Source organism: Cyanobium sp. BA5m-21, from assembly GCF_024346235.1.
GTDB lineage: Bacteria > Cyanobacteriota > Cyanobacteriia > PCC-6307 > Cyanobiaceae > Cyanobium_A > Cyanobium_A usitatum.
The window spans coordinates 37,059-59,636 of record NZ_JAGQCO010000010.1 but is presented as its reverse complement, the minus strand read 5'-3'; the positions used below and the strand labels follow the sequence as shown (position 1 = coordinate 59,636).

23 protein-coding genes are annotated in these 22,578 nt (G+C 63.4%); 14 read left to right on the top strand and 9 right to left on the bottom strand.

Annotation, left to right across the window (positions count from 1 at the left end):
- The coding region (locus KBY72_RS05070) for a cation diffusion facilitator family transporter (protein ID WP_315859524.1) at positions 1 to 302 on the bottom strand (302 nt) is incomplete at its 3' end.
- A gap of 207 nt (positions 303 to 509) precedes the next feature.
- On the opposite strand from KBY72_RS05070, the gene KBY72_RS05065 reads away from it, so the two are divergent.
- The 3 genes from KBY72_RS05065 to KBY72_RS05055 are packed head-to-tail and all read left to right on the top strand — an operon-like array spanning position 510 to position 3,929.
- Complete coding sequence (locus KBY72_RS05065) at positions 510 to 1,925, top strand: YcjF family protein (RefSeq protein WP_254993170.1); 1,416 nt, start codon at positions 510 to 512, stop codon at positions 1,923 to 1,925.
- Positions 1,922 to 2,722 carry a zinc transporter ZupT gene (gene zupT, locus KBY72_RS05060; protein ID WP_254993168.1) on the top strand — a complete coding sequence of 267 codons (801 nt, stop codon included), beginning with the start codon at positions 1,922 to 1,924 and terminating at the stop codon, positions 2,720 to 2,722. Before KBY72_RS05065 ends, zupT begins: the two co-directional genes overlap by 4 nt.
- Position 2,723: 1 nt before the next feature.
- Positions 2,724 to 3,929: a DUF4336 domain-containing protein gene (locus tag KBY72_RS05055; protein WP_254993167.1), complete on the top strand. Its 1,206-nt coding sequence runs from the start codon at positions 2,724 to 2,726 to the stop codon at positions 3,927 to 3,929.
- A gap of 12 nt (positions 3,930 to 3,941) precedes the next feature.
- On the opposite strand, the gene KBY72_RS05050 is transcribed toward KBY72_RS05055, so the two are convergent.
- Complete coding sequence (locus KBY72_RS05050; protein ID WP_254941274.1) at positions 3,942 to 4,301, bottom strand: DUF760 domain-containing protein; 360 nt, start codon at positions 4,299 to 4,301, stop codon at positions 3,942 to 3,944.
- 30 nt (positions 4,302 to 4,331) lie between these two features.
- On the bottom strand, positions 4,332 to 4,907 hold the full coding sequence (lepB, locus tag KBY72_RS05045) for a signal peptidase I (protein ID WP_254961121.1): 576 nt from the start codon (positions 4,905 to 4,907) through the stop codon (positions 4,332 to 4,334).
- 77 nt (positions 4,908 to 4,984) lie between these two features.
- Between lepB and menD the strand changes: the two genes are divergently transcribed.
- The 6 genes from menD to murF are packed head-to-tail and all read left to right on the top strand — an operon-like array spanning position 4,985 to position 11,933.
- Positions 4,985 to 6,793, top strand: a complete 1,809-nt coding sequence (menD, locus tag KBY72_RS05040; RefSeq protein ID WP_254961073.1) for a 2-succinyl-5-enolpyruvyl-6-hydroxy-3-cyclohexene-1-carboxylic-acid synthase — start codon at positions 4,985 to 4,987, stop codon at positions 6,791 to 6,793.
- Positions 6,790 to 7,650 (top strand): 1,4-dihydroxy-2-naphthoyl-CoA synthase, encoded by an 861-nt coding sequence (menB, locus tag KBY72_RS05035; protein ID WP_254961074.1) that lies wholly within the window; start codon positions 6,790 to 6,792, stop codon positions 7,648 to 7,650. The genes menD and menB overlap by 4 nt, the downstream gene beginning before the upstream one ends.
- A gap of 50 nt (positions 7,651 to 7,700) precedes the next feature.
- Positions 7,701 to 8,210, top strand: coding sequence for a L,D-transpeptidase (locus KBY72_RS05030; protein ID WP_254993166.1), 510 nt, complete (start codon positions 7,701 to 7,703; stop codon positions 8,208 to 8,210).
- Between the two features lie 40 nt (positions 8,211 to 8,250).
- Entirely contained in the window at positions 8,251 to 9,723 is a 1,473-nt protein-coding gene (glgA, locus tag KBY72_RS05025; protein WP_315859523.1) for a glycogen synthase GlgA, read from the top strand.
- A 10-nt stretch (positions 9,724 to 9,733) separates the two neighbouring features.
- On the top strand, positions 9,734 to 10,510 hold the full coding sequence (locus KBY72_RS05020) for a hypothetical protein (RefSeq protein ID WP_254961079.1): 777 nt from the start codon (positions 9,734 to 9,736) through the stop codon (positions 10,508 to 10,510).
- Positions 10,511 to 10,538: 28 nt separating this feature from the next.
- Positions 10,539 to 11,933, top strand: a complete 1,395-nt coding sequence (gene murF, locus KBY72_RS05015) for a UDP-N-acetylmuramoyl-tripeptide--D-alanyl-D-alanine ligase (RefSeq protein ID WP_254961085.1) — start codon at positions 10,539 to 10,541, stop codon at positions 11,931 to 11,933.
- Positions 11,934 to 12,047: 114 nt separating this feature from the next.
- Here murF and KBY72_RS05010 read toward each other — a convergent pair whose 3' ends face one another.
- From KBY72_RS05010 to KBY72_RS04990, 5 genes are read right to left on the bottom strand one after another with little or no spacing between them, the layout of a single operon-like run.
- Positions 12,048 to 12,293, bottom strand: a complete 246-nt coding sequence (locus tag KBY72_RS05010; RefSeq protein ID WP_254961086.1) for a chlorophyll a/b-binding protein — start codon at positions 12,291 to 12,293, stop codon at positions 12,048 to 12,050.
- A 25-nt stretch (positions 12,294 to 12,318) separates the two neighbouring features.
- Entirely contained in the window at positions 12,319 to 13,692 is a 1,374-nt protein-coding gene (glmU, locus tag KBY72_RS05005) for a bifunctional UDP-N-acetylglucosamine diphosphorylase/glucosamine-1-phosphate N-acetyltransferase GlmU (RefSeq protein WP_254961088.1), read from the bottom strand.
- 44 nt (positions 13,693 to 13,736) lie between these two features.
- A complete protein-coding gene (gene aroA / locus KBY72_RS05000) occupies positions 13,737 to 15,128 on the bottom strand; it encodes a 3-phosphoshikimate 1-carboxyvinyltransferase (RefSeq protein WP_254961089.1) in 1,392 nt (463 codons plus the stop codon).
- 3 nt (positions 15,129 to 15,131) lie between these two features.
- On the bottom strand, positions 15,132 to 15,617 hold the full coding sequence (locus KBY72_RS04995; RefSeq protein ID WP_254961090.1) for an Rrf2 family transcriptional regulator: 486 nt from the start codon (positions 15,615 to 15,617) through the stop codon (positions 15,132 to 15,134).
- Positions 15,617 to 17,194: a UbiD family decarboxylase gene (locus KBY72_RS04990; RefSeq protein ID WP_254961092.1), complete on the bottom strand. Its 1,578-nt coding sequence runs from the start codon at positions 17,192 to 17,194 to the stop codon at positions 15,617 to 15,619. Before KBY72_RS04990 ends, KBY72_RS04995 begins: the two co-directional genes overlap by 1 nt.
- Positions 17,195 to 17,246: 52 nt before the next feature.
- Between KBY72_RS04990 and KBY72_RS04985 the strand changes: the two genes are divergently transcribed.
- The 5 genes from KBY72_RS04985 to sds all read left to right on the top strand — a co-directional run bounded on the left by KBY72_RS04985 (position 17,247) and on the right by sds (position 21,799).
- Complete coding sequence (locus tag KBY72_RS04985) at positions 17,247 to 18,002, top strand: 2-phosphosulfolactate phosphatase family protein (RefSeq protein WP_254961093.1); 756 nt, start codon at positions 17,247 to 17,249, stop codon at positions 18,000 to 18,002.
- A gap of 65 nt (positions 18,003 to 18,067) precedes the next feature.
- Positions 18,068 to 18,886: a carbon-nitrogen hydrolase family protein gene (locus KBY72_RS04980; RefSeq protein ID WP_254961094.1), complete on the top strand. Its 819-nt coding sequence runs from the start codon at positions 18,068 to 18,070 to the stop codon at positions 18,884 to 18,886.
- Positions 18,887 to 18,894: 8 nt separating this feature from the next.
- Positions 18,895 to 19,983 (top strand): N-acetylmuramoyl-L-alanine amidase, encoded by a 1,089-nt coding sequence (locus KBY72_RS04975; RefSeq protein WP_254961095.1) that lies wholly within the window; start codon positions 18,895 to 18,897, stop codon positions 19,981 to 19,983.
- Positions 19,980 to 20,804 carry a glutamate racemase gene (murI, locus tag KBY72_RS04970; RefSeq protein ID WP_254961096.1) on the top strand — a complete coding sequence of 275 codons (825 nt, stop codon included), beginning with the start codon at positions 19,980 to 19,982 and terminating at the stop codon, positions 20,802 to 20,804. Before KBY72_RS04975 ends, murI begins: the two co-directional genes overlap by 4 nt.
- A 23-nt stretch (positions 20,805 to 20,827) precedes the next feature.
- Positions 20,828 to 21,799: a solanesyl diphosphate synthase gene (gene sds, locus KBY72_RS04965; protein ID WP_254961097.1), complete on the top strand. Its 972-nt coding sequence runs from the start codon at positions 20,828 to 20,830 to the stop codon at positions 21,797 to 21,799.
- Positions 21,800 to 21,813: 14 nt separating this feature from the next.
- Here the strand turns inward: sds and KBY72_RS04960 are convergent, their stop codons facing one another.
- Positions 21,814 to 22,476, bottom strand: coding sequence for an HAD family hydrolase (locus KBY72_RS04960; protein WP_254961102.1), 663 nt, complete (start codon positions 22,474 to 22,476; stop codon positions 21,814 to 21,816).
- Between the last annotated feature and the right edge of the window lie 102 nt (positions 22,477 to 22,578).

Here is a 22,578-nt window from a genome sequence, read left to right as displayed (position 1 = left end):
AGCAGTATCAGTAGCTCCCGGCTATCCATTCGCAAGGGCTGTAGTCCAGTGCTCAGCCTCCCGATGGCGGCCTGCAGGATCTCGAAGGCAGTGAACAGAATGAAGGCTGCAATAGCCAGGGCACCCACCGCTTCATACTTGTGGTGCCCGTATGGATGGTCCCGGTCTGGTTCGGGATCCGAAAGTCCGTTGGTCACTAGTCCCAACAGACTTGAAAATCCGTCAGTGGCACTGTGCATGGCATCCGCCAGCACGGCTAGCGAGCCACTCAAGAGCCCCAGCAGCAATTTCAACAGCGTCATGCTGATGTTGACGGCCAAGGCCACCAGCAGCACTCGCTTCACCTGCTCGCGGGTGTCCTGGCGAACCTCCGTTGGGTTGTCCCTTACTCCTGGAGCTGGCAAGGCAGACCCCCAACACGCGCCCAAGCTATTGGCATTTGACACCTGCGCAGCGTCTCAAGCTGAGCTAAAGATGCATCAGCTTGTCCAGCGCCGTTGACGCCGCCGGTGACCCTCCCCCAGCTCGCCAGGTTAGCCATGGTCCGCCAGGCCATGCCCACGACCCTCATACCTTGGCTGCCGGCTATCGGCACCGGGGTCATGGGCTGGTTTGCCCTCGATGGGCTGCTGCGGTTGAGCCACCTGCCCATCGCCTCTGGCCTCACCTTGGCGGGCCTGGGCCTGGGTGCTTCACTGCTACGCCGCCGCCAACCCCGGGGGCCAGCCCCTACGGATGTGCCCGGCTGGCTGGGGCGCCTGGAGCAACTTGAGGGCCAGTTTTTACGGTTGGCAGGGGAGTCAACCCCAGCCAAGGCTGAGCTAGCCAGCCGGATGCGCAAGAACCAACTGGCAACCCTGCGCCAGGAGCTGGATCGGCAGGGCTTGCAGTTGGCCTTAGTGGGTACCTGTCCTCCGGCTCTGGCTCTGCAACCAGATCTGATCGAGGCCCTGCGTGGTGCCGAGACACTTCAGTTGCACTGGGCCCACCCCTTGCCGGCCTGGAGTAACGATTGGTCTTGGCCTGAAGCATTTGCAGCCTGCGACCTGCTGATCCACCATCTGCGCACGCCTCTCTCAGCTGCCGATCTGCGCTGGCTCGAGGCCCTACCCGCCGCTCAGCCCGCCTGGCTGCTGGTGGAATTCAACAGAGGTGACCAGACTCTCGAAGCTCTGGCCTCTGAATTGCGCTCCCAGCTTGGACAGGATCTTTCCCAGCGTCTGCTCTTTTGGAATGGCCTTTCCACGACGCTTACAGCCAGCATTTCGCCCCTAGCCCGGCAGCTCGCCAGTGCCGGAGCGGAGCTGCGCCGCGGCCGCCAGCTGCGTCGTCTTGAGCAATTGCATGGCCTTTGGCAGTGCGATCTTGAGCAGCTGCGGCGGCAGCACTTTCTGCCACTGCAGCGGCGCACCCAGTGGCTGGTGGCGGCCGGGGTGGTGGCGGCGCCCCTGCCGAGCCTCGATCTGCTGGTGCTGGCGGTGGCTAATGGCTTGATGTTGCGCGAGATGGCTCGCCTCTGGGATTGCCCCTGGACTTTCGAGCAGCTGCAGGCCGCCGCTAGCGAACTCGCCAAGGCAGCACTCGCCCAAGGGGTGGTGGAGTGGAGCAGCCAGCTACTTACTGGCCTGGTCAAGTTGCACGGCGCCAGCTGGCTGGTGGGGGGGGCTTTGCAGGCGCTCAGCGCCGCCTATCTCACCCGGGTTGTGGCAAGGTCCATGGCTGACATGTTGGCCCTCTCGGCGGGGGTGAGCGAGCCTGATCTCGCCGAGATCAAACGCCAGGCACCCCTGTTGGTGGCCAAGGCAGCGGCGGCTGAAAAACTCGACTGGCCTGCCTTTCTCGAGCAGGGCCGGCAATGGCTTCGCAACCTGCCCCCTGCCGGCATGGACGGCTCAGATCTGATGGCAGCGGAGCCAACCCCTTGATTGCCATCGATCAGCGGGTGCTGTTTGCCTTTCTTCTCACCCTGGCAGCTGGCCTTTGCACCGGGCTCGGCAGTTTGCTTGGCCTGGTGTCGAGGCGATTCAGCCCCAAGTTGCTCAGTTTGTCGTTGAGCTTTTCGGCTGGCGTGATGATTTTTGTCTCCTTTGTGGAGATATTTCCCAAGGCCAGGCAAGCGCTGGCCCTTGGGCTTGGAGCGACTACCGGCTATGCGGTCACCGTGCTGGCGTTTTTTGCTGGCATGGTGGTGATTGCCTTGATCGACAATGCCCTACCCAGCCATGATCTGACCCTTCCTGAGGCCAACTTTCCCAGGGCCCAGTCCCAGACCTTGCTGCGCACAGGTTTGTTTTCGGCCCTGGCGATTGGAATCCACAATTTTCCAGAGGGTTTAGCCACCTTTGTTGGTGCCCTCTCAAGTCCCAAGCTTGGCATCAGCATCGCCATTGCCATCGCGATCCACAACATTCCCGAGGGCCTGGCTATTTCAGCTCCGGTGTATTACGCCACTGGGAGCCGCCGCACTGCTTTTTGGGTGTCTTTCGCCTCAGGGCTTGCCGAGCCCATCGGTGCAGTGGTGGGCTACGTCTTTTTAAGAACATTCCTCAGCGACACGGTGATGGGATTGGTTTTTGCCAGCGTTGCCGGATTGATGGTTTACATCTGCTTCGACGAATTGCTGCCTGCCGCCCAGCGCACCGGGGCCCATCACCACGTGATGATTGCTGGCCTCTCGGCAGGAATGGTGGTGATGAGTGTCAGCTTGGTGCTGCTGGCCTGAGGTGAACCAGCTCCCCAGCCGAGATCCAGCTGCGCCGGGCGCAGATCAGAGCTGGCCCTGGTGGCCGCTGTTGCCGCTCTACCCCTACGGACGCCGCCGCACCTTGGTGCGCGAATTGATCCCTGGCCAGGTCTGGAGTTTCGAGCAGCTCCAAGGGGTGTTTTACGTGGCCGTGCCGATCCGGATGACGGTGGTGCATTTGCGGGGTGGTCTGTTGCTCTATGCCCCTGTGCCCCCCACGGGAGAGGTGCGGGCAGCTCTTGCCGAGCTGGAGCACCGCTACGGGCCCGTTTGCACGATCGTGCTGCCCACCAGCTCTGGCCTCGAGCACAAGCTGCCGGTGCCGGCGATGGCAAGGGCGTTCCCCGCTGCTGAGGTGTGGGTGACACCACGGCAGTGGAGCTTCCCCTTACCGCTGCCGCTGGCTTGGCTGGGGTTCCCGGCCCAGCGCACCCGGGTGCTGTTTGAGCAGGGGCTTCCCCATGCTGATGAACTGCACTGGCTACCGCTCGGGCCCCTAGACCTAGGCCTGGGCACCTTCATGGAGGCGGCCTGCCTGCACCGCGCTAGCGGTTGCCTGCTGCTCACCGATGCCCTAGTGGCCATCAGCGAGCAGCCCCCAGAGCTATTTGATGCCGATCCGACGCCGCTGCTTTTCCATGCCAGGGATCGCGGTGATGCGCCCTTGCTGGACACTCCTGATTGCCGCAGGCGGGGATGGCAGCGACTGGTGTTGTTTGCCTCCTATCTCCGCCCAGACCATCTGCAGGTTCCTGGAATCAGGGAGCTGCTTTCCAGCCTGCTGGCCGCTGGGGTGCGCTCGCCGCGGGCCTATTTCGGCCTCTACCCCTTCCGCTGGCAGGAGGGCTGGCAGGCTGAATTTCGGCGGCTGGTGCCCGGCCATGAAGCACTGCTGGTGGCGCCTGTCCTGGAGCGGCTGGTGTTTCCCCGCTGCCGGGCCGCCCTGGTGACCTGGATCCGAAATTTGGCTGGCCAAGCCGAAATCCGCTGGCTGGTGCCGGCCCATTACCAAGCTCCGGTGGCCTGCAGCCCCCAGCAATTAAGGGAGCTTGCAGACTGCCTAGAAGGGCGAGATTGGGCACCAGACAGCGGCAGCTGGGCTTACCTGAGCGGCATTGACAAAACCCTTCTGCGCTATGGAGTCGTGCCAGAGCAGCCCGCGGAGCTTGCACCAGGCGATTTTTGAGCTTGAGCCAACTCAGAGCCTGAGCTCGCCTGGGTCGGCATCTAGGTCGCTGTCCAGATCTCCGCAGCCCAGCAGGCTCGTGTCCAGTTCCATGCGCTGTTCCATCTGGCGCAGGAAGTAACCGGTCATCATCGCCGAAGCCAGCAGGCCAGCCAAGTTTTCTCGGTTGGTCTGAATCTTGACTTCGAACTGCTCGCCGGGGAGCATCCCCAACAGCCCTTGGACGTTATGGCGAATGATGTCCTGGATGTCGCCACTGGCTGAGCGAGCAACCCTTTGCAGCACATCAGGAGACTGCTCCTGCAGGTACTGAATCAACGAGTTACCGCTGATTGCTTCGTTATCGGTGGTCAGGAACTCCGGGTTGAACATCGCCGGCGTGCGCTGCATCCGACTTGCACCTTACCCCAGCTCATTCGTAGTACCAGGGGGGTGGCCCATGGCGGAGATCCGTAACCAACCGAACCGATTGAGGGGCCAGTAGCGAAGCACCGCCGTGCCGATTAATGCCTTTTGAGGCAGGGGCCCCCAGATGTGGGAATCCAAGCTGGCATTGCGGTTGTCTCCCAAAACCAGCAGATGGTCTGGGGGCACCGTGAGGGGTTCCAGCTGGTAGTCCATCGGTTCAGCTGACCAATCGATCGCCGCTTTGCTGCCGTTGCGCCAAAGCACACCATCACGAACCTCCACTTCATCGCCCGCTTGGCCCACCACCCGCTTGATCAGGGCCGCCTTGGGGTCGTAGCCAGCGGCTATTAGGGCTGTGGGGGGATGGAAGACCACCACGGTGCCGATCGGTATGGGGCGATGCAGCCGGGCGCGCAGCTTCTCCACCAGCACCCGATCCTGCAGTTGCAGGGCCGGGAGCATTGATCCCGTGGGAATCCAACGGGGTTCCAGAACCGCCCAGCGCAGCACCAGGGCCAGCAACACCCAGACCAGAACTGGCACCACCTGGCGGCGCAGGGTTTCGACCAGGCTGGGATTGCTGCTGGGGGGCGAGGACGACAAGGGTGCAGGGGAGACTGGTCAAGTCCATCCTGAACCGCCCTGGCGTGGAGTTGGCCCGTCGCAATCTCGAGGCGGCGCTGCTGCTGCTGAAGGCCCTGATGGGCCAGGGGCTCAGCCGGGCTGTGTTGTGTCCGGGCAGTCGCTCTGGTGCCCTGGCCCTGGCCCTGGGGGTGCTTGAGCCGCGCGGGCTGGCGCTGTACACCGCCATTGATGAGCGCTCTGCCGCCTTTTTTGCCCTGGGATTGGCCAGGGCCACTGGAAAAGCAGTTGCGGTTGTAACCACCTCGGGCACCGCTGTGGCAAATCTGCTGCCCGCCGCGGTGGAAGCGGACTATGGCGCCATCCCTCTATTGCTGATCAGTGCTGATCGCCCCACCCGGCTCAAGGGCTGTGGGGCAAACCAGACCGTGAACCAGGAAAGCTTTCTGGCCGCCAGTGTGCGCTGGTTTGGCCAGGGCGATGGCACTGGACTGGCTGCCATGACGGACGCTGCCATCGCCGCCCTGGCTCGCCAGGCATGGTCTGCAACCCGGCCCCCTGGCCTGGCCCCGGGGCCAGTGCACCTCAACCTTCCCTTTGCCGAACCTCTACATGCGGACGGGCCGGCGCTGCTTGAGGCAATCGCCCACGGTTCCCTTGAGACAACTCCACCGTCATTGGCCGAGCTCGCCCTAGGGGCTGCTGGATCAGGAATACAGGCAACGCCCTTCAGCCCCGCTCCCGATCCAGGCCAGCCAGGCGTGGTTGTGGCTGGTCCCTGGCGCGGCCTGCCCCAGCACTGGCCTGGTTACGTGGAAGCTTTGCTGCGCTGGCAGCGGTGCACGGGCTGGCCCGTGCTGGCAGATGGACTCAGCGGGCTGCGGGGGTTGGCTGACCTCGATTTGATCAGCAGCTACGACCTACTGCTCGAGGCTCCTGAACCCAAGCTGCGATCAGCCCAGGTGCTGCGCCTTGGCCCCTTGCCCGCCAGCCGCCGCCTACAGCGCTGGCTGGCCGACCAGAACGCTCTCCAGTGGCTTGTCAGTGAGGGCGAGCCGAGATGTCTTGATCCGCTCGGCAGCGGATGGCACGGCAGCGGATGTCAGCAGAGCGCAGCCGGTTTGGCCGGCTGGAGCGCCAGCTTGCCACCATCTTTTTGGGCCGGCGGCCCCAGCGCCGAGGCCCTGCAGTTTGGGTCTCGTTGGCGCCAGCGGGAGCTGCAATTACAGCTCTGGCTAGATCAGCAGCTGGCCAGCGGTGATGGGGCAGAAAATTGTGTAAGTGAGCTTTGTTTGGCGCGCCAACTGGGGCTCCTGCTGCCTGCCGGCTTGCCGCTGGTGCTTGCCAACAGCAGCCCCGTGCGCGATTGGGAGAGCTTCGCCAACCCCGCTGCCCCCTGGCGAGCGGTTTATGGGTTTCGAGGGGCATCAGGCATCGATGGCACCTTATCGATCGCCTGCGGGGTCGCTGAGGCCCATGGCCAGGCGGTGCTGCTCACGGGTGATCTGGCCCTGCTCCATGACAGCCATGGCTGGCTCTGGCAGCGCCAGCTAAAGGGGCGACTCACCGTGATCCTGATCAACAACGGCGGTGGCGGCATCTTTGAGCAGCTGCCGATTCGCACTACACCTGAGCAGGCCCTGGATTTCGAGAGGTTGTTTGCCATGCCCCAGCAGCTTGATCACTTGGCCTTGGCTGCAGCCCATGGCGTGCCGGGGCGCAGGGTGGAGCAGCTTGCTGGCTTGCCATCCCAGCTGGACTGGGCGCTGAATCAGCCGCTGGCGCTGCTTGAGCTGGTCAGTGATCGCCGCGCCGATGCACTCAGGCGCCAGAGCTTGCGCAGAATGGCCGCCCAAGCCCTGATGCAGTCTTGAGCCCTTCCTCCCCGACCCCGTCAGCGGTGCAGTGGCAGCCCGCCGGCACCTACGAGGACATCCTTTTTGATCTGTGCGAGGAGGGGATCGCCCGCATCACGATCAACCGACCCCACAAGCGCAACGCCTTCCGGCCCCGCACCGTGCACGAGCTTTGCGACGCCTTTTCCCGTGTTCGCGACAACCCTCGGGTCGGGGTGGTGTTGTTTACCGGCGCCGGCCCAGCGGCTGATGGCGGCTGGGCCTTTTGCGCTGGCGGCGATCAAAGCGTGCGCGGCGATGGGGGCTATCTCGACGAGTCGGGTTTGCCCCGTCTCAATGTGCTGGATTTGCAGCGCCTGATCCGCAGCTTGCCGAAGGTGGTGATTGCCTTGGTGGCCGGTTACGCGATCGGTGGTGGCCAGGTGCTGCACCTGCTGTGCGATCTGAGCCTGGCGGCTGAGAACGCCGTATTTGGTCAGACGGGCCCGCGGGTGGGCAGTTTTGATGGGGGCTTTGGCGCCGGCTACCTGGCCCGGCTGGTGGGACAGCGCAAGGCACGGGAGATCTGGTTTCTCTGCCGTCAATACGGGGCCGACCAGGCTTTGGCCATGGGCTTGGTGAATGGGGTTGTGCCCCTTGATCAGTTGGAGCCGGAGGGGATCAGCTGGGCGCGCGAGGTGCTCCAGCACAGCCCCACGGCGATCCGCTGCCTCAAGGCTGCCTTCAACGCTGAAACCGACGGCATGGCAGGAATTCAGGAACTGGCCGGCCAGGCCACCCATCTCTTTTATCGAACAGCGGAGGGCCAGGAGGGGCGCAATGCCTTCCTTGAGAAGCGACCGCCGGACTTCTCCGATGCACCCTGGCTACCTTGAAAACAAACGGATTTCATCTCAGGGCAGTGGGTCGCTTGGGGCTGCTGCGATTGCTTCCGCTCCTACTTGTGGGAGCCGTCTTATTTGTGCCACCCCTTGCCGTTGCTGCTGTGGAGCCATCGCAGCAGCGTCGGCTCGTACTTGACCGGCGCCAGCGCCAGTTGTTGGTAATAGAGGGCAACCAGGAGCGCAAGCGCTTCCCGGTGGGAGTCGGCCGGCCGGGCTGGGAGACCCCGGTGGGTCAGTTTTCGGTTATCGAGCTAGCGGTAGATCCCACCTGGGAGCACCCAGCCACCGGCCAACGCATCCCGCCTGGACCTGCCAACCCCCTCGGCAGCCGTTGGATTGGCTTTCACCGCGACTGCAAGGGCCGCGCCGGCTTTAACGGCAGCGAGCACCTTGTGGTGAAGGGTTGCGTCAGCGCTGGCTTCCACGGCACACCCCAGCGGCACAGCGTGGGGCAGGCCGTATCGCACGGCTGCGTGCGCCTACTGGATGAGCATGTGCGGGAACTGTTCGACTTGGTGGAGATGGGCATGCCCGTGACGGTGCTGCCCTAGCGCCAACCGTAGAGTTGCGCCCACCACCGGTAACTCTGGGATGCGGGTCTTGTTTGCGGCGGCCGAATGCGCGCCGATGATCAAGGTCGGGGGCATGGGTGATGTGGTGGGCTCTTTGCCCCCGGCCCTAGCTGCCTTAGGCCACGACGTACGCATCATCCTGCCGGGATACGGCAAGTTGTGGTCGAAGTTGAAGGTTTCGCCCGAGCCCATCTGGCGCGGCCACACCATGGGCAATGACTTCGCTGTCTTTGAGGCCCGCCATCCCACCAACGGCCTAATTCTCTATTTAGTGGGCCATCCAGTTTTCGATCCGGAGCGCATCTACGGCGGTGAAGACGAGGATTGGCGCTTCACTTTCTTTGCCAGCGCGACTGCGGAATTCTGCTGGCATCACTGGAAACCTCAGGTGCTGCATTGCCACGACTGGCACACCGGGATGTTGCCGGTGTGGATGCACCAAGACCCGGAGATCAGCACCGTCTTCACAATCCACAATCTCAAGTATCAGGGCCCTTGGCGCTGGAAGCTTGATCGCATTACCTGGTGTCCCTGGTATATGCAAGGAGACCACACTATGGCGGTGGCCTTGCTGTATGCAGATCGGGTCAATGCGGTGTCTCCCACCTATGCGATGGAGATCCGCACGCCCCAATACGGCGAGCATCTAGATGGCTTGCTGAATTTCATCAGTGGCAAGTTGCGCGGCATTCTCAACGGCATTGATACCGAAGACTGGAATCCAGCCACTGATCCCAGCCTGCCAGCCCAGTTTTCGGCTGCGGATTTAGCTCCCCGTGCCATTAACAAGCAGGCCCTGCAGGAGCGCTTTGGCCTGGCTGTGAATCCCCGCTCCTACCTAATGGGAATGGTGAGCCGGCTAGTCGATCAAAAAGGTGTCGACCTGCTGCTGCAGGTTGCTGATCGGGTGTTGGCCTACACCGACAGCCAGGTTGTTGTTCTGGGCACGGGGGATCGCACCTATGAGTCGGGGCTTTGGCAGATGGCAGCGCGCCATCCCGGCCGCTTCGCCGTTTTCCTCACCTACGACGACGCCCTCTCACGGCTGATCTATGCCGGTAGCGACGCCTTTTTGATGCCGAGCCGCTTTGAGCCCTGCGGTATCAGCCAGATGCTGGCGATGCGCTACGGATCGATTCCGGTGGTGCGGATGGTGGGCGGTCTGGTGGACACCGTGCCCCCCAACGACCCCCTGGCTGGCAGCGGCAACGGCTATGGCTTCGACCGCTATGAACCCATCGACTTCTACACGGCGATCGTGCGCTCATGGGAGGCCTACCGCAATCAGGCCAGTTGGCAGGAGCTCCAGCGCCGGGGCATGGGCGTGGACTTCAGCTGGGCCCGCTCGGCGCTCGAATACGACGCCATGTACCGCGACGTTTGCGGGGTAAAGGAGCCAACGCCTGAAGCTGCCGCCGTTGAGCGTTTCTCCCAGGGTCAAGATGCGGACCCCAGCCGGCGGGGCCTGGCTTCCCTGCTGAAGCGTCGTTGAACCCCTTTTGGTGCCGCCACCCACCTCAGCCCCCGACAGATCGGGCCGTTCGGACCCGCCAGCTCCCTATCCGGCCCCTTACGTAGAACCTTGGGGCCGTCTTGCAGGGGACCTGCGTGCCGCCCTGGCCAGCACGGTGCTCAAGCTGAGGGAGCTGGTGCGCCGCAACCGCGAGGGGGACTTATCGGTGCCTGGCTTCTGGCCCCAAGCACTAGCTGCCTTTTTTTGGCCGGTGCTGTTAGCCCTGGGCTTGGCAGTGGTGGCGTGTTTGCTGACGCTGCTGATAAAAACTTTTGCCCCCACCCCCACCACTTTTGATATTGCTGATAGTTCAGCCTCTCAACCAGTTGTTGAACAAGTTGCTGAACGACTTGCCCCCCGTTCTGACCTGCCGCTCCCGCAGGCCCTAGGCCAGCCAGCTGCTCGATCTGTTGGTCCAGCGCCAAGCTCCCCTGAGCCTCCTGAGCTTGTAGAGCCTGCTCCTGCCGTGCGCCTCGAGCTCGACCCCCTGCTGGCCCTGCTCTCAAACGATGACCCCGATGGCAGCATTTCCTCGGCGCGCCCCCACCCCGAGCAGGGGCTGCTCGATCTGGAGCTGGTGAGTACCTGGGCAGGCTTGCCATTGCAGCGACGCCAGCAGCAAGCCGATCTCTGGCTGCAGCGCAGCCGCGAACTGGGTTACGAGCGTCTGCGCCTGCTAGCACCTGGCGGCAATCTGCTGGCTCAGGCCGCCCGGGTGGGTAGCGGCATGGTGCTGTTGGAGGGGGAGCCAATTCCTCAGGCATGATCCTCCGCATCGCCCCCGACTGCCGACGATGAGTCTGCGTTTAGCCCAGTTGCAGGAGCTCTGGGGTCAACCCGCCACCGGCCCCCTGGCCCTGGATCAGGCGGAGCTGAAGCTCGCCCCCCAGGCCATCTGCACCGATAGCCGCCAACTGAGCGGCGGCGACCTTTTTCTGCCGCTGATTGGCGAGCGCTTCGATGGCCATGGCTTCCTTGCCGCTGCCCTTGAAGCAGGTGCCGCCGCCCTCATAGCCCAGGCGGGCCACCTTGCGCCAGCCTCCCAGGCAAGTGTGTTGGCTGCTGCCGCCAAAGCTCACGTGCCCCTCTGGCTGGTGCCAGACACCCTGCAGGCTTACCAAGACCTGGCGGGTCTCTGGCGCCTGCAGCTTGCAGCGCCAGTGGTGGCGGTAACCGGTTCCGCCGGTAAGACCACCACGCGGGAACTTATCCGTAGTGCCCTGGCTCCACTTGGGCCGATTTGGGCCTCCAGCGGCAACGAAAACAACGACGTAGGCGTTCCCCTGACCTTGCTTGGCGCAGGCCCTGATCAGGCGGCCTTGGTTGTGGAAATGGGCATGCGGGGCCTCGGTGAGATCGAACGGCTGAGTCGCTGCGCCAGCCCCGATGTGGCGGTGATCACCAACATCGGCACAGCCCACATCGGCCGGCTTGGCAGTCGCGAGGCAATCGCAACGGCTAAGTGCGAAATCGTGGCTGGTTTAAGGCCCGATGGCTTGGTGGTTATCCCGGCTGGTGATCCCCTGCTGGACCATGCCCTGGCCAGGGTGTGGTCTGGCCGGGTAGTGCGGGTTGCCCTGCAGGGAGAAGGTCATGAAGCTGCCGCAGATCTGGTGGGCAGCCTTGATTGCCAGGGGGAGATTCTGGAGTTGGCCGGAGTGGCCCTGCCCGTGCCGCTAGAGGGAGTGCATCACGCCCGCAACCTGATGCTTGCCATGGCGGTAGCTCGGGAGCTCGGCCTTGAGCCTGAGCGTTGGCGGCCCCTGCAGGTGGATCTGCCCGGAGGGCGCAGCCGCCGTTTGCAGCAAAATGGCGTATTGATACTTGACGAGACCTACAACGCCTCACCGGAGGCGGTGCTTGCCGCCTTGGAGCTGCTGGCCCAGCAGCCTGGCCGCCGCTTCGCGGTGCTCGGCACCATGCTCGAGTTGGGCGAGCAGAGCCTGGCTCTGCACCGCAGCGTGGCCGAGCGGGCAAGGCAACTAGACCTTGATGGGCTGGTGATCGTGGACCAGGGCGAGGAAGGGGCGGCCATGGTTGCGGCGGCCACTGGCCTATCGCGTTTAAGGCAGGTGGATTGCCCGGAGGCTGCGGCAGAGCCTTTGCAGCAGTGGCTGCGGCCTGGAGATGTGCTTCTGCTCAAGGCCAGCAGGGGTGTTGCTCTGGAGCGCTTGATTCCGCTTCTCTAATAGGGCTCGCCGGGCTCGGCGCCATCGGCCATGATGGCTGCGGAGCAGCATTTCACGATGTTGTGCCTTCGGGCGAAGGTCCTGGGTGGTGGTTCACTCGGGGCCTTTCTGCTTTCAGCCCAAATACCAATGCAACATGGCAGTCAGCTGGCCCACCATGCCCTTGCCGGTGAGAAGCTCGCCGGCGATTGCTGCGGCAAAGCCCAGCATGGCCATCCGACCGTTTAATAATTCCACCCCGGCCAGGGCAGCCTTGTTCCAGGGTTTGGGGCTGGTCATGCTCTCGCCAAACCGTTCTACCGGCTCGTAGAGAAAGCCCTCCTTATCTGGTGAAGCCGCAGGACGCCGGTCGCGATTCATAAAAGCTGGGGAAGATTGGCGCAGCCTATGGGGCTGGAGGGCTTGGCTGGCTTAGCGGGGTGGACCAGTTTTCCTTGACGAGCTGGCGAGCACGGCCCAAGGCGAGCGAACCGTCCGGCACGTCCTTGGTGATAGTCGAGCCGGCACCAACGGTGACGTTTTCGCCCAGGGTCAGTGGTGCTACAAGCACGGAATTTGCCCCGGTTTTGCTGCCGGCGCCCACCACGGTGCGGTGCTTGCGCACACCGTCGTAATTGGCGGTGATTGTGCCTGCTCCCACGTTGACGCCAGCGCCCAGATCTGCGTCGCCGATATAGCTGAGATGGTTTACTTTGACGCCATTGGCAAGACTGCTGTTTTTGACTTCCACAAAATTGCCGATGTGACAGTGCTCTGCCAATGAGGTGCCGGGGCGTAGCTGGGCGAAGGGGCCAATGGCGCAGTGCTCAGCCACCTGCACTTGGCGCAGCACTGAATAGAGCACGGTCACCCCTGCTCCCAAACTGCTGTCTTCGATCAAGCAGCCGGGCCCGATGCGGCAGCCATCGCCAATGGAGCTGCTGCCGCGGAAGTGGCATTGGGGTTCAACAACAACATCTTGACCAAATCGGCAGTCCTCGCTGAGGGTGCAGCTAGCTGGATCGACAAAGCTCACACCCTCAGTCATCCAGTGGCGCTTTAGCCGCTCCTGCAGTGCCGTCTCGCATTGGCTGAGCTGAAGCCGGTCGTTGATACCGGCGATTTCGTCAGCATCTGCCACCTCTCGGTGCATGGCCGGCTGGAGCAGGGCCACCGTATCGGTGAGGTAGAGCTCGCCTTGGTCGTTGTCGGTGGTGAGCATGGGCAGCACCTCGGCCAACTTGGCCCAGTTGAAGCAGTAGATACCGGCGTTGGTTAGGTGGTTGAGACGCTGCTGGTCGTTGCAGTCGCGGTGCTCAACGATCGCGCTGACGGAGCCGTTGGCATCTGCAAATACCCGCCCGTAGCCACTGGGATCGTCCAGCCTGGCCGTGAGCAGGGTCACGGCAGCGCCACTGCTGCGGTGTTGCTCCAGCAGGGCCGCAAGGGTTTGGGGGCGTAGCAACGGCACGTCGCCATTGAGCACCAACAGATCGCCGCTGAAGTTATCTAGCGGTTCGAGCAGTTGCTGCACGGCGTGGCCAGTGCCGTTCTGGGGCTGCTGCAGCACGAATTCCAGGCCGCTTAGGCCCTGCAGCTGCTGCTCCACCCGCTCGGCCTGGTGGCCAACGATCAGCAGGCGCCGCTCGGGCTGAAGCTGCTCGCAGCTGGCCAGTACCCGCTCCACCAGGGTGGCCCCGGCTAAGGGCTGGAGCACTTTGGGCAGGGCGCTCTTCATGCGGGTGCCCTTCCCTGCGGCCAATACGGCGACGGCGAGCATGGTCAGGCGGTAACTACTGGCCGGGAATCTACGTGGACTACCTGTCAGCTTGCCTGCTGCTTGAGGCGGGCTAGGTCGTCCCAGAAGCCCGGATAGGAGACGGCTGCCGCTTCCGGCCGGTGCAGCAGGGTGTCACCCCGGGCGATGCCGGCAGCTACCGCCAGACTCATGGCAACCCGGTGGTCGGTTTCACTGTCGACCTCTGCACCGTGCAGTTCGGTGCAGCCATTGATAGTCATGCCGTCTGCGAATTCCTCGATGCGGCCGCCCATCGCACCGAGCTGCCGTGCCATGACCGCGAGGCGGTCTGTTTCCTTGACCCGCAGCTCTTCGGCGTCACGAATACGGCTGATGCCCTCGGCGCAGCAGGCGGCTACAGCCAGCACTGGGATTTCATCCACGAGCCGGGGGATCAGTTCGCCACCGATATCAAAGGCTTGCAGCGGGCCGTGGCAAACCCGCAGGTCACCCACCGGCTCTCCGGCCACATCCCGGTGGTTGAGCACGCTTATTTGGGCGCCCATCTGCTCCAGCACCTCGAGGATGCCGGTTCGGCTGGGGTTGAGCCCCACGTTCTGCACTGTGATTTCAGCGCCTGGGGTGATGGCACCGGCCACCAGCCAGAAGGCGGCGGAGCTGATGTCACCTGGCACTACCACGGCTTGACCTTTGAGCGTTTGCCCCGGGGTCAGGGTCACCACCGTGTTGCCCGCACCGCCCACAGACAACTCGGCGCCGAAGGACCGCAGCATTCGCTCGCTGTGATCGCGGCTCTGGGCCGGCTCGATCACGGTGGTGGGCCCGTCAGCGGTGAGGGCGGCAAGCAGGATGGCGCTCTTCACCTGGGCTGAGGCCACCGGGGTGTGAATGGTTGTGCCGCGCAGGGGCTGACCCATAACCGCTAGGGGTGCGTAGTTGCCGTCCCCGCGGCCATGGATCTGGGCACCCATTTGGGCAAGGGGGGCTCCGACCCGCCGCATCGGCCTGCCCCGTAGGGAGCCATCACCAGTGAGCACGAAGTGGCGGCCCACCCGGCCTGCCAGCAGCCCCAGCATCAGCCGCATGGTGGTGCCCGAATTGCCGCAATCGAGCACATCGCCAGGTTCCTGGAAGCCATCAAGGCCGGCGCCTTGCACAGTCACTGGCTGGCCGGCCTGAATCGGTGATACCTCCACGCCCATGGCCCGCAGGCAGGCGGCCGTACTGAGCGGGTCCTCCGCTGGTAGCAAGCCCTCGATGCGGGTTTCTCCTTCGGCGATAGCCCCAAACAAAAGGGCCCGGTGAGAGATTGATTTATCCCCGGGTACCTGCACGGTTCCCACCAGAGTGCTGCCGCCAGCCAGGCTGAGCGGGGCGGATTTAGCGGCGGAATGGGCCACGAAGCAGTGACGGCAGTTGGCCGATCCTATGGAGCGCGCCGCGGTGGGGAGGCCCATGGCTCAACCAAGCATCACACCCCCCTCGCCATCGGATCCGGCCACGGCGCTGCGCAGGTCGAACAGCAGGTCTTCGAGACTGAGTTCCGCCAGCGCCTTCTGCCGGACCCGCTCTAGCCGTAGCTGCAATGCATTGGTCACTTGATCGGCTGGTGAGCTGGCCGGCTCCGACGGTGCGGACCGATTCGCACTTTCTTTCGGAGCATCGCCAACTCTCAAAGCTTCGCCGACTATCAAAGCTTCGCCAAGCCCTGCAAAAATCTGCTCCATTGAAATGTCCCGGGCTGGCCTGCTAAGTCGGTACCCCCCCACCCGCCCCCGCCTCGCATCCAGCAGCCCGGCTCGGCGTAGGCGCAGGAGCAGCTGCTCCAGCATGGGTTCGGGTAGATCATGGATTGTGGCCAGCGTGTGGGTTGACTGCCACTCCAAGGGCCTTGCTGCCAGCTCCAACAGGGCCTTAAGAGCATGGCTGGCCTGGCGAGAAAGCATCACGCCTTAGCCGTTGCCCGCCCTGCCAGCCGCTCCAGCACGTGCTCCAGGGTGTAACCAAATAGGGCTGGATCTGGCTCCTCCTTACCGATATCTGCCAAGCCAAGCTCGGCCCAACGGGCATCGAGCCTGGACTCCAGCTCGGCGGGACGGCTAAGCGGTTCGCCCCAGGGGTGGCGCTTCTCTGGACCGATCTTGGTGGTGGCATCGATCGCCAGCCTGCCGCCCAAGCCCAGGCGCTCGCTGGCGAAATCGAGGCTGTCAAAGGGGGTGTCTTCGAGCACAAACAAATCCCGCTGCGGATCCACTTGGGCACTGATCGCCCAGATCACTTGGCGCGGGTCGCGGATGTTGATGCTTTTATCCACCACCACCACAAATTTGGTGTACGTGAACTGGGGCAAGGCGCTCCAGAAGGCCATCGCCGCCCGCTTGGCCTGGCCTGGATAGGCCTTATCGATGGCAATCACAGCCAGTTTGTAGCTGAGCCCCTCCATCGGCAGAAAGAAATCGACGATTTCAGGGATCTGTTGGCGCAGGATCGGCGTGTAGATGCGGTTTAGGGCGATCGCCAACATGGCGTCTTCCTTGGGGGGCCGGCCACTGAAGGTGGTGAAGTACACCGGATCACGTCGCTGGGTGACGCACTGGATCTGGACGAGGGGCGAATCTTCGACGCCGCCGTAGAAGCCCATGTGGTCGCCAAATGGTCCGTCAGCCAGCTCAGAGCCAGGGGTGATAGTGCCTTCCAGCACCACTTCACTGTGGCTCGGCACCTCCAAATTCACTGTTTTGCACCTAGCGAGCCGGACGCCCTCGCCGGCGTAGATGCCAGCAAAAAGCCACTCGCTCAACTGCACCGGGATCGGCGTGGCGGCCGCCATCACCAGCAGCGGATGCACGCCGATGGCAATTGCGATTTCAAGCTTTTTGCCCATCGCCGCCGCCTTGCGCAGGTGGCGGGCGCCACCGCGCACGCTCAGCCAGTGCACGGTCATTGAGTTCGCCGACTGTTGTTGAAGCCGGTACACGCCCACATTGGGTGTGCCAGTTTCTGGATCCTTGGTGATCACCAGGCCCAGGGTGATGATCCGGCCGCCGTCGCCGGGCCAGGGCCGCAGCAGGGGCAGGGCGTCAAGGTTCACTGCCTCGCCCTTAAACACCTGCTGGTGGCAGGGGGGGGTTAGGTCGAGATCGGGCCTGGCCTTGAGCACATCCAGCAGCACCGAACCAAAGCGCACCGCCTCCCGGACCCCCTTGGGGGGGCGGGGTTGCTGCAACAGCGCTAGGCGCTCGCCGAGCTGTTCCAGCTCCTCTGGTTGTTCCATGCCCATGCTCCACAGCACCCGCTCTTGGGTGCCCAGCAGGTTCACGGCCACCGGCATGGTGGAGCCAATCACATTTTCAAACAAAAGGGCCGGGCCGCCAGCTGCCAGCACCCGGTCGGCAATCGCTGCTAACTCCAGGTCTGGATCCACCGGCGCGGTGATGCGCCTCAGCCGACCCCGTTGCTCCAGGAGGTCGATGAAGCCGCGCAAATCCCGGCGACTGCGTTGACTAATTCCCTTATTCGGCATCGACTTTTATGAGCGGTGACTACTGTGACGCACCTGAACTGGGGCCGCGGCTGTGCAAATTTCCTACTTCCACTCCTCTGAATGCGTGCCACCCGTCAGGTCCCTGGCGGAGGGTGGGCCCGATGCGGCCGTAGTTATCGACGTTCTACGGGCAACGACCACGATTGCTTGGTCCTTGCAGAACGGAGCTGAGGCGATCGAGGCCTTCGCCAGCTTGGAGGAGCTTGAAGCTGCAGCGGCTGCCTGGCCGGCGCAGCAGCGACTGCATGCCGGTGAGCGTGGCGGCCAGAGGGTGGCGGGCTACGACCTGGGTAACTCTCCCCTTGCGGTAACCCCCGAGCTGGTGGGTGGCAAACGCATATTCATGAGCACCACCAATGGCACCCGCTCCTTAGCGGCCGTCAAGTCGGTGCCTCTGTTGCTGACGGCCTGTCTCCCCAACCGCACCGCCGTTGCACGGCGTCTGCTTGATCAGGAGTGCTGCCGGGTCTGGATCGTGGGCAGTGGCTGGGAGGGCGATTACTCCCTAGAAGACAGCCTCGCTGCTGGTGCCGTTGCTTCTGCGGCGATTGAGATGGCGGTGGCTCCCCATATCGGTGTGAGCTTCGGCAACGACGAAATGCTGGCGGCCCTTGCTCTCTGGCAGCAGTGGCACCTCGATACCGAGACCTGCCTGCGCACTGCAAGTCACGGCCAGCGCCTGATCAACCTCGGCGACCATGACGCCGATTTTGCTTGCTGCGCAGCTGTCGACACCCTGCAACTAGTGCCCTTCCAGGCCGAACCCGGGGTGCTTAAGGCCAGTTGATCCCAGCTGCGCGAACCGCCTCTTGGCACTTCCCTTAAAGTCTGATGGTCTGGTTGGGGCAATGAGTGGGCAGTTTTCTGGCGGCAGCTGTGCAACTCACCAGCACCCCGGATCCGGATGCGAATTTCGCTTCAGCGGAAGAGCAGATCGAGCTGGCTGCCCGTCGCGGCGCTGAGTTGGTTGGGCTCCCCGAAAACTTCGCTTTCATGGGGGAGGACGAGCAGCGCCTTGAGCTGGCCCCATCCTTGGCGGAGCGCTGCAGCAGCTTCCTTGTCACGATGGCGCGACGCTATCAAGTGACCTTGTTAGGTGGGGGCTTTCCCGTCCCAGCTGGACCGGGGCAAACCTTCAACCGCGCTGAGTTAGTAGGAACGGAGGGCCAGCTGCTGGCTCGCTACGACAAAATTCACCTCTTCGATGTCGACTTACCCGACGGCAACACCTATCGGGAATCGGCCACGGTGCAGCCCGGAGACCAACTGCCCCCTGTAGTTGATGTGCCCGGTCTTGGCAGGATTGGCCTGTCGATCTGCTACGACGTTCGCTTCCCTGAGCTTTATCGCCACCTAGCCCAGTCAGGGGCTGATGTTTTGTTTGTGCCCGCAGCATTTACCGCTTTTACCGGCAAGGACCACTGGCAGGTGCTGCTGCAGGCCCGGGCGATTGAAAACACTGCCTACGTGGTCGCCCCCGCCCAAACGGGCCAGCACTACGGACGCAGGCAGAGCCACGGCCATGCCTTGGTAATCGACCCTTGGGGCACGGTGCTGGCAGATGCCGGCGTAAGTGTCAGCGCTGCCATTGCCCCGATTGATCCGGGCCATGCCCAGAGGGTGAGGGCCCAGATGCCCAGCCTGAGGCACCGCCGGCCGGCCCTGTTCTGACTGTCCCGATGCCCTGGTCCGTCAAATTCCGCTGGAGTGCTGCTCTGGCAGCGGTTGCTTTGCTGATGGCCGATCTACCGGCCTGGGCTTCTTCCCTCGCGGCCTGGCGCGTTTCCCGCAGCGGTCAGCTGGAGTTGCGTACCAGTATCGATGTACGCCCCCAGGCCTTTTTTGAGGCTGGTACTGGCTTTAGGGGCCCCCGGATCTGGGTAGACCTGCCCGGTGCCCCATCGCGCACACGCACTGTGCGAGGCAGTGGTGCCTTGCGTGAGGTACGGATTGGTCGTCCAGATGGCTTCACAACCCGCCTGGTGCTGGAATTTGCGCCAGGTACCCAGCTCGATCCCTCTGGCCTGCGCCTGGTGGGCACCTCCCGCGACCGCTGGCGCATGGAGTTGCCGGGTCTTGGCAACCAAGCTGGGCTTGGCCTCGGCGAGGGAGACCTCGATGCTGTCGCCAGCTTTGGCGCCGATCAGCAGACCTTCTTCCCCACCGCAGCTACGCCCCTCTCCGCCGATGGCTTGCCGGTTGTGCCCCGGGGCCGCTTCAAGGTGGTGATCGACCCTGGCCATGGGGGCCCCGATCCAGGTGCCGTCGGCATTGGTGGCCTACGGGAAACCGACGTAGTGCTTGATGTTTGTCTGCAAATCGCCCGGCTATTGCAGGCCCGCGGCGTCCAGGTGTTGATGACACGCATCTCTGAGGTGGACGTTGACCTGCCTCCCCGGGTGGCCCTGGCCAACAGCAGCGGTGCCGATTTGTTTGTGAGCGTGCACGCCAACGCCTTGAGCATGGCCCGTCCCGATGTGAACGGCATCGAGACCTTTTTCTTTGAGGGTGCGGGATCGCCCTCCCGTCGCCTGGCTGCGGCCTTGCAGGAGCAAATGGTGGCCATTTCCCCTGGCAGTCCTGATCGCGGCGTGCGCACCGGACGCTTTTTCGTGATCCGCCGCACGGTGATGCCCTCCGCCCTTGTTGAGATGGGCTTTGTCACCGGTGAACTCGATTCCCGGCGCCTCGCCGATGCCAATTTTCGTCGTCGCATGGCTTTAGCTCTGAGCGCTGGGATTCTTAACGCCCTACAGGGTCAGCCATGAGCGCTTTGGTGGGGCTATTTGACAGCGGTTTGGGGGGCCTCACGGTGCTGCGGAGACTTCAGGAGCGCTATCCGCATTCCTCCTGCCTTTATCTCGGGGATACGGCTCGAGTTCCCTACGGTCAGCGCAGCGTCGCCGATATTCGCTCCATTGCCGCTGAGGTGGTGGGCTGGCTGCGGCATCAACAGGTCGGAGTTCTGGTGATGGCCTGCAACACCTCCAATGCCCTCGCTCTTGATGTGGCCGTGGCGGAGGCCGGCGTTCCTGTGGTGGGCCTGATCGACAGTGTTGCTGCCGACCTAAACAGCGAGTGCGTGGGGGTGCTGGCTACTCCCGCCACAGCCGCAAGCGGTGCCTATAGGCGGGCAATCCATGCCTGCCGGCCCCACACCTCTGTGCTCGAGGTGGGCTGTCCCACCTTCGTGCCCTTCATCGAGGCCGGTGATCTCCATTCTCCAGCCCTGATAGGGGAAGCCAAGGCATACCTGGAGCCCCTACTCGTAGCCGGTGTAGACACGGTGGTGCTGGGCTGCACCCACTACCCGATGCTGCGCCCCTTGCTCACGGCCCTGCTGCCTCCCCATGTGCGGCTTGTTGATCCAGCTGAATCGGCGGTACGGCGACTAGGGCCCCTTTTGGCAAGCATGGGCGGCATGCCGGAGGGCGAACTCGCAGCGGTGGAGGTGGTGACCCCAGCCGAGCGCACCCGGGTCTGCGTCAGTGGATCTGCGGAGGCCTTTGCCGACGGGGCTAGCCGCTGGTTGGGTTACAGGCCTGCCGTTGAGCGGGTGGACCTGCGGTCGATGGGGCAAGCCTTCTAGGATCACGCCACGGCGGAGGTGTTGTGGCAACGGTTGCAGAGCTGCTCCAGCCCGTAGAGGCTGACTTAGATGCCCTGCTGGCCGACCTGCGCAGCCTTATAGGAGCTGGCCATCCAATTTTGCAGGCTGCAGCAGAGCATCTGTTTGCTGCAGGTGGTAAGCGGCTGCGACCCGGCATTGTGCTCTTGCTATCGCGGGCAGTAGCCCCCGATGGTGAGCTGGGGCCCCGCCACCGCCGCCTGGCGGAGATCACTGAAATGATCCACACGGCTTCGCTCGTCCACGACGACGTTGTCGATGAGGCTGCAACCCGGCGCGGAGTTGACACGGTGCACAGCCGTTTCAATCATCGAGTGGCGGTGCTTGCGGGGGATTTCCTTTTTGCCCAGGCCAGCTGGCATTTGGCCAATCTCGATGATCTCGAGGTGGTGAAGCTGCTCAGCCGGGTGATCATGGATTTGGCAGACGGCGAGGTGAAACAGGGCCTTTTCCGCTACGACACCGGCCAGAGCTTCGAGACATACCTCGAAAAGAGCTACTGCAAAACAGCCTCGCTTATTGCAAATAGCGCTAGGGCAGCTGGGGTGCTTACCGGTTTGCCAGGGGCCCAGCTCGATGATCTTTATCGCTTCGGCCGCCAGTTGGGTTTGGCCTTCCAGGTAGTAGACGACATTCTCGATTTTACTGGCAGTGATCAGCAGCTCGGCAAGCCAGCTGCAAGCGATCTGGCCTCCGGTTATCTCACCGCTCCGGCCCTTTATGCACTCCAGGAGCGCCCTGTCCTGGCCGGCTTGATTGAACGCGAATTTTGTGAGGAAGGTGATCTCGAGCAAGCTCTTGCACTGGTGAGGGGTTGCGAGGCCATTCCCCGCACCAGGGCCTTGGCTGAAGGCTTCGCCCAGGAAGCAGCTCAAGCCTTGGAATGGCTAGTCCCCTCCGAACCGCGCAGCGCCTTGCGGGCCCTGCCTGATTTCGTCCTTAGTCGCCTCTACTGACGCTGTTCAGCCAGCTACCAGCGCACATCTCTGAGGGAATTGAGGCGGGTCACTCCGGCAGGTGTGGCTTGGGCATCTGCGTCGCTTGGGAGAAGGGCATACACCTGACAACCGGCGGCCACTGCGGCCTCGATGCCGGCGGCTGAATCTTCGAAGGCCCAGCAGTCGCTGGGATTGCGGCCTAGGCGTTTAGCTGCGAGCAGAAATGGGTCCGGCGCCGGTTTGCCCGCCGCCAGGGCTGGATCATCGCCGTAAACCCTTACCTGGATCAGCTCCAGCCATCGGTGGGGTGCAGCCTTACGCCGCACCGCGTCCTGGGTGCTGCTGGTGACGAGGGACATGGGGACCTGGTGATCCCTGCACATCTGCACCAGTTCGGCGGCGCCGTCCATTGCGGCAGCGGTGGGCACCAAGGCATCGGCCAGGGGTTGGCGCACGGCCAGCAAAGCCTCACAACTCGGGGGATTGGAGCCTGAAGCTTCGATCCAGCGGCATACCAAGGCAGCACAATCCAACCGGCGCTGGCCCCGCAGCCTGAGCAACTGTTCAGCACCGAGCTGGCAACCAAAGTGGGCGGCGGCTTTTTGCCAAGCCATGGCTTGCAGTGGTTCGGTGTCTAGAAGCAGGCCGTCGAGATCGAACAGGCAGGCGGCAGGACCCATGTATCTATCCTGCATCACGACGGCCCATTACATGCCGGTGCAGGGAGACTGGGACTGCGGCGCCAGCTGGTTTAATTTTTCTATGGCAACCGCCCGTTAGAGACCGCCTTTTAGAGA

Bases quoted from the DNA above. Each gene is read 5' to 3' on its own strand.
- glgA (WP_315859523.1), top strand. From the start codon at position 8,251: ATGCGGGTCTTGTTTGCGGCGGCCGAATGCGCGCCGATGATCAAGGTC.
- KBY72_RS05010 (WP_254961086.1), bottom strand. From the start codon at position 12,293: ATGAATCGCGACCGGCGTCCTGCGGCTTCACCAGATAAGGAGGGCTTT.
- KBY72_RS04975 (WP_254961095.1), top strand. From the start codon at position 18,895: ATGCCCTGGTCCGTCAAATTCCGCTGGAGTGCTGCTCTGGCAGCGGTT.
- KBY72_RS04960 (WP_254961102.1), bottom strand. From the start codon at position 22,476: ATGCAGGATAGATACATGGGTCCTGCCGCCTGCCTGTTCGATCTCGAC.
- KBY72_RS05050 (WP_254941274.1), bottom strand. From the start codon at position 4,301: ATGTTCAACCCGGAGTTCCTGACCACCGATAACGAAGCAATCAGCGGT.
- murI (WP_254961096.1), top strand. From the start codon at position 19,980: ATGAGCGCTTTGGTGGGGCTATTTGACAGCGGTTTGGGGGGCCTCACG.
- murF (WP_254961085.1), top strand. From the start codon at position 10,539: ATGAGTCTGCGTTTAGCCCAGTTGCAGGAGCTCTGGGGTCAACCCGCC.
- aroA (WP_254961089.1), bottom strand. From the start codon at position 15,128: ATGGGCCTCCCCACCGCGGCGCGCTCCATAGGATCGGCCAACTGCCGT.
- glmU (WP_254961088.1), bottom strand. From the start codon at position 13,692: ATGCTCGCCGTCGCCGTATTGGCCGCAGGGAAGGGCACCCGCATGAAG.
- KBY72_RS04995 (WP_254961090.1), bottom strand. From the start codon at position 15,617: ATGCTTTCTCGCCAGGCCAGCCATGCTCTTAAGGCCCTGTTGGAGCTG.
- KBY72_RS04990 (WP_254961092.1), bottom strand. From the start codon at position 17,194: ATGCCGAATAAGGGAATTAGTCAACGCAGTCGCCGGGATTTGCGCGGC.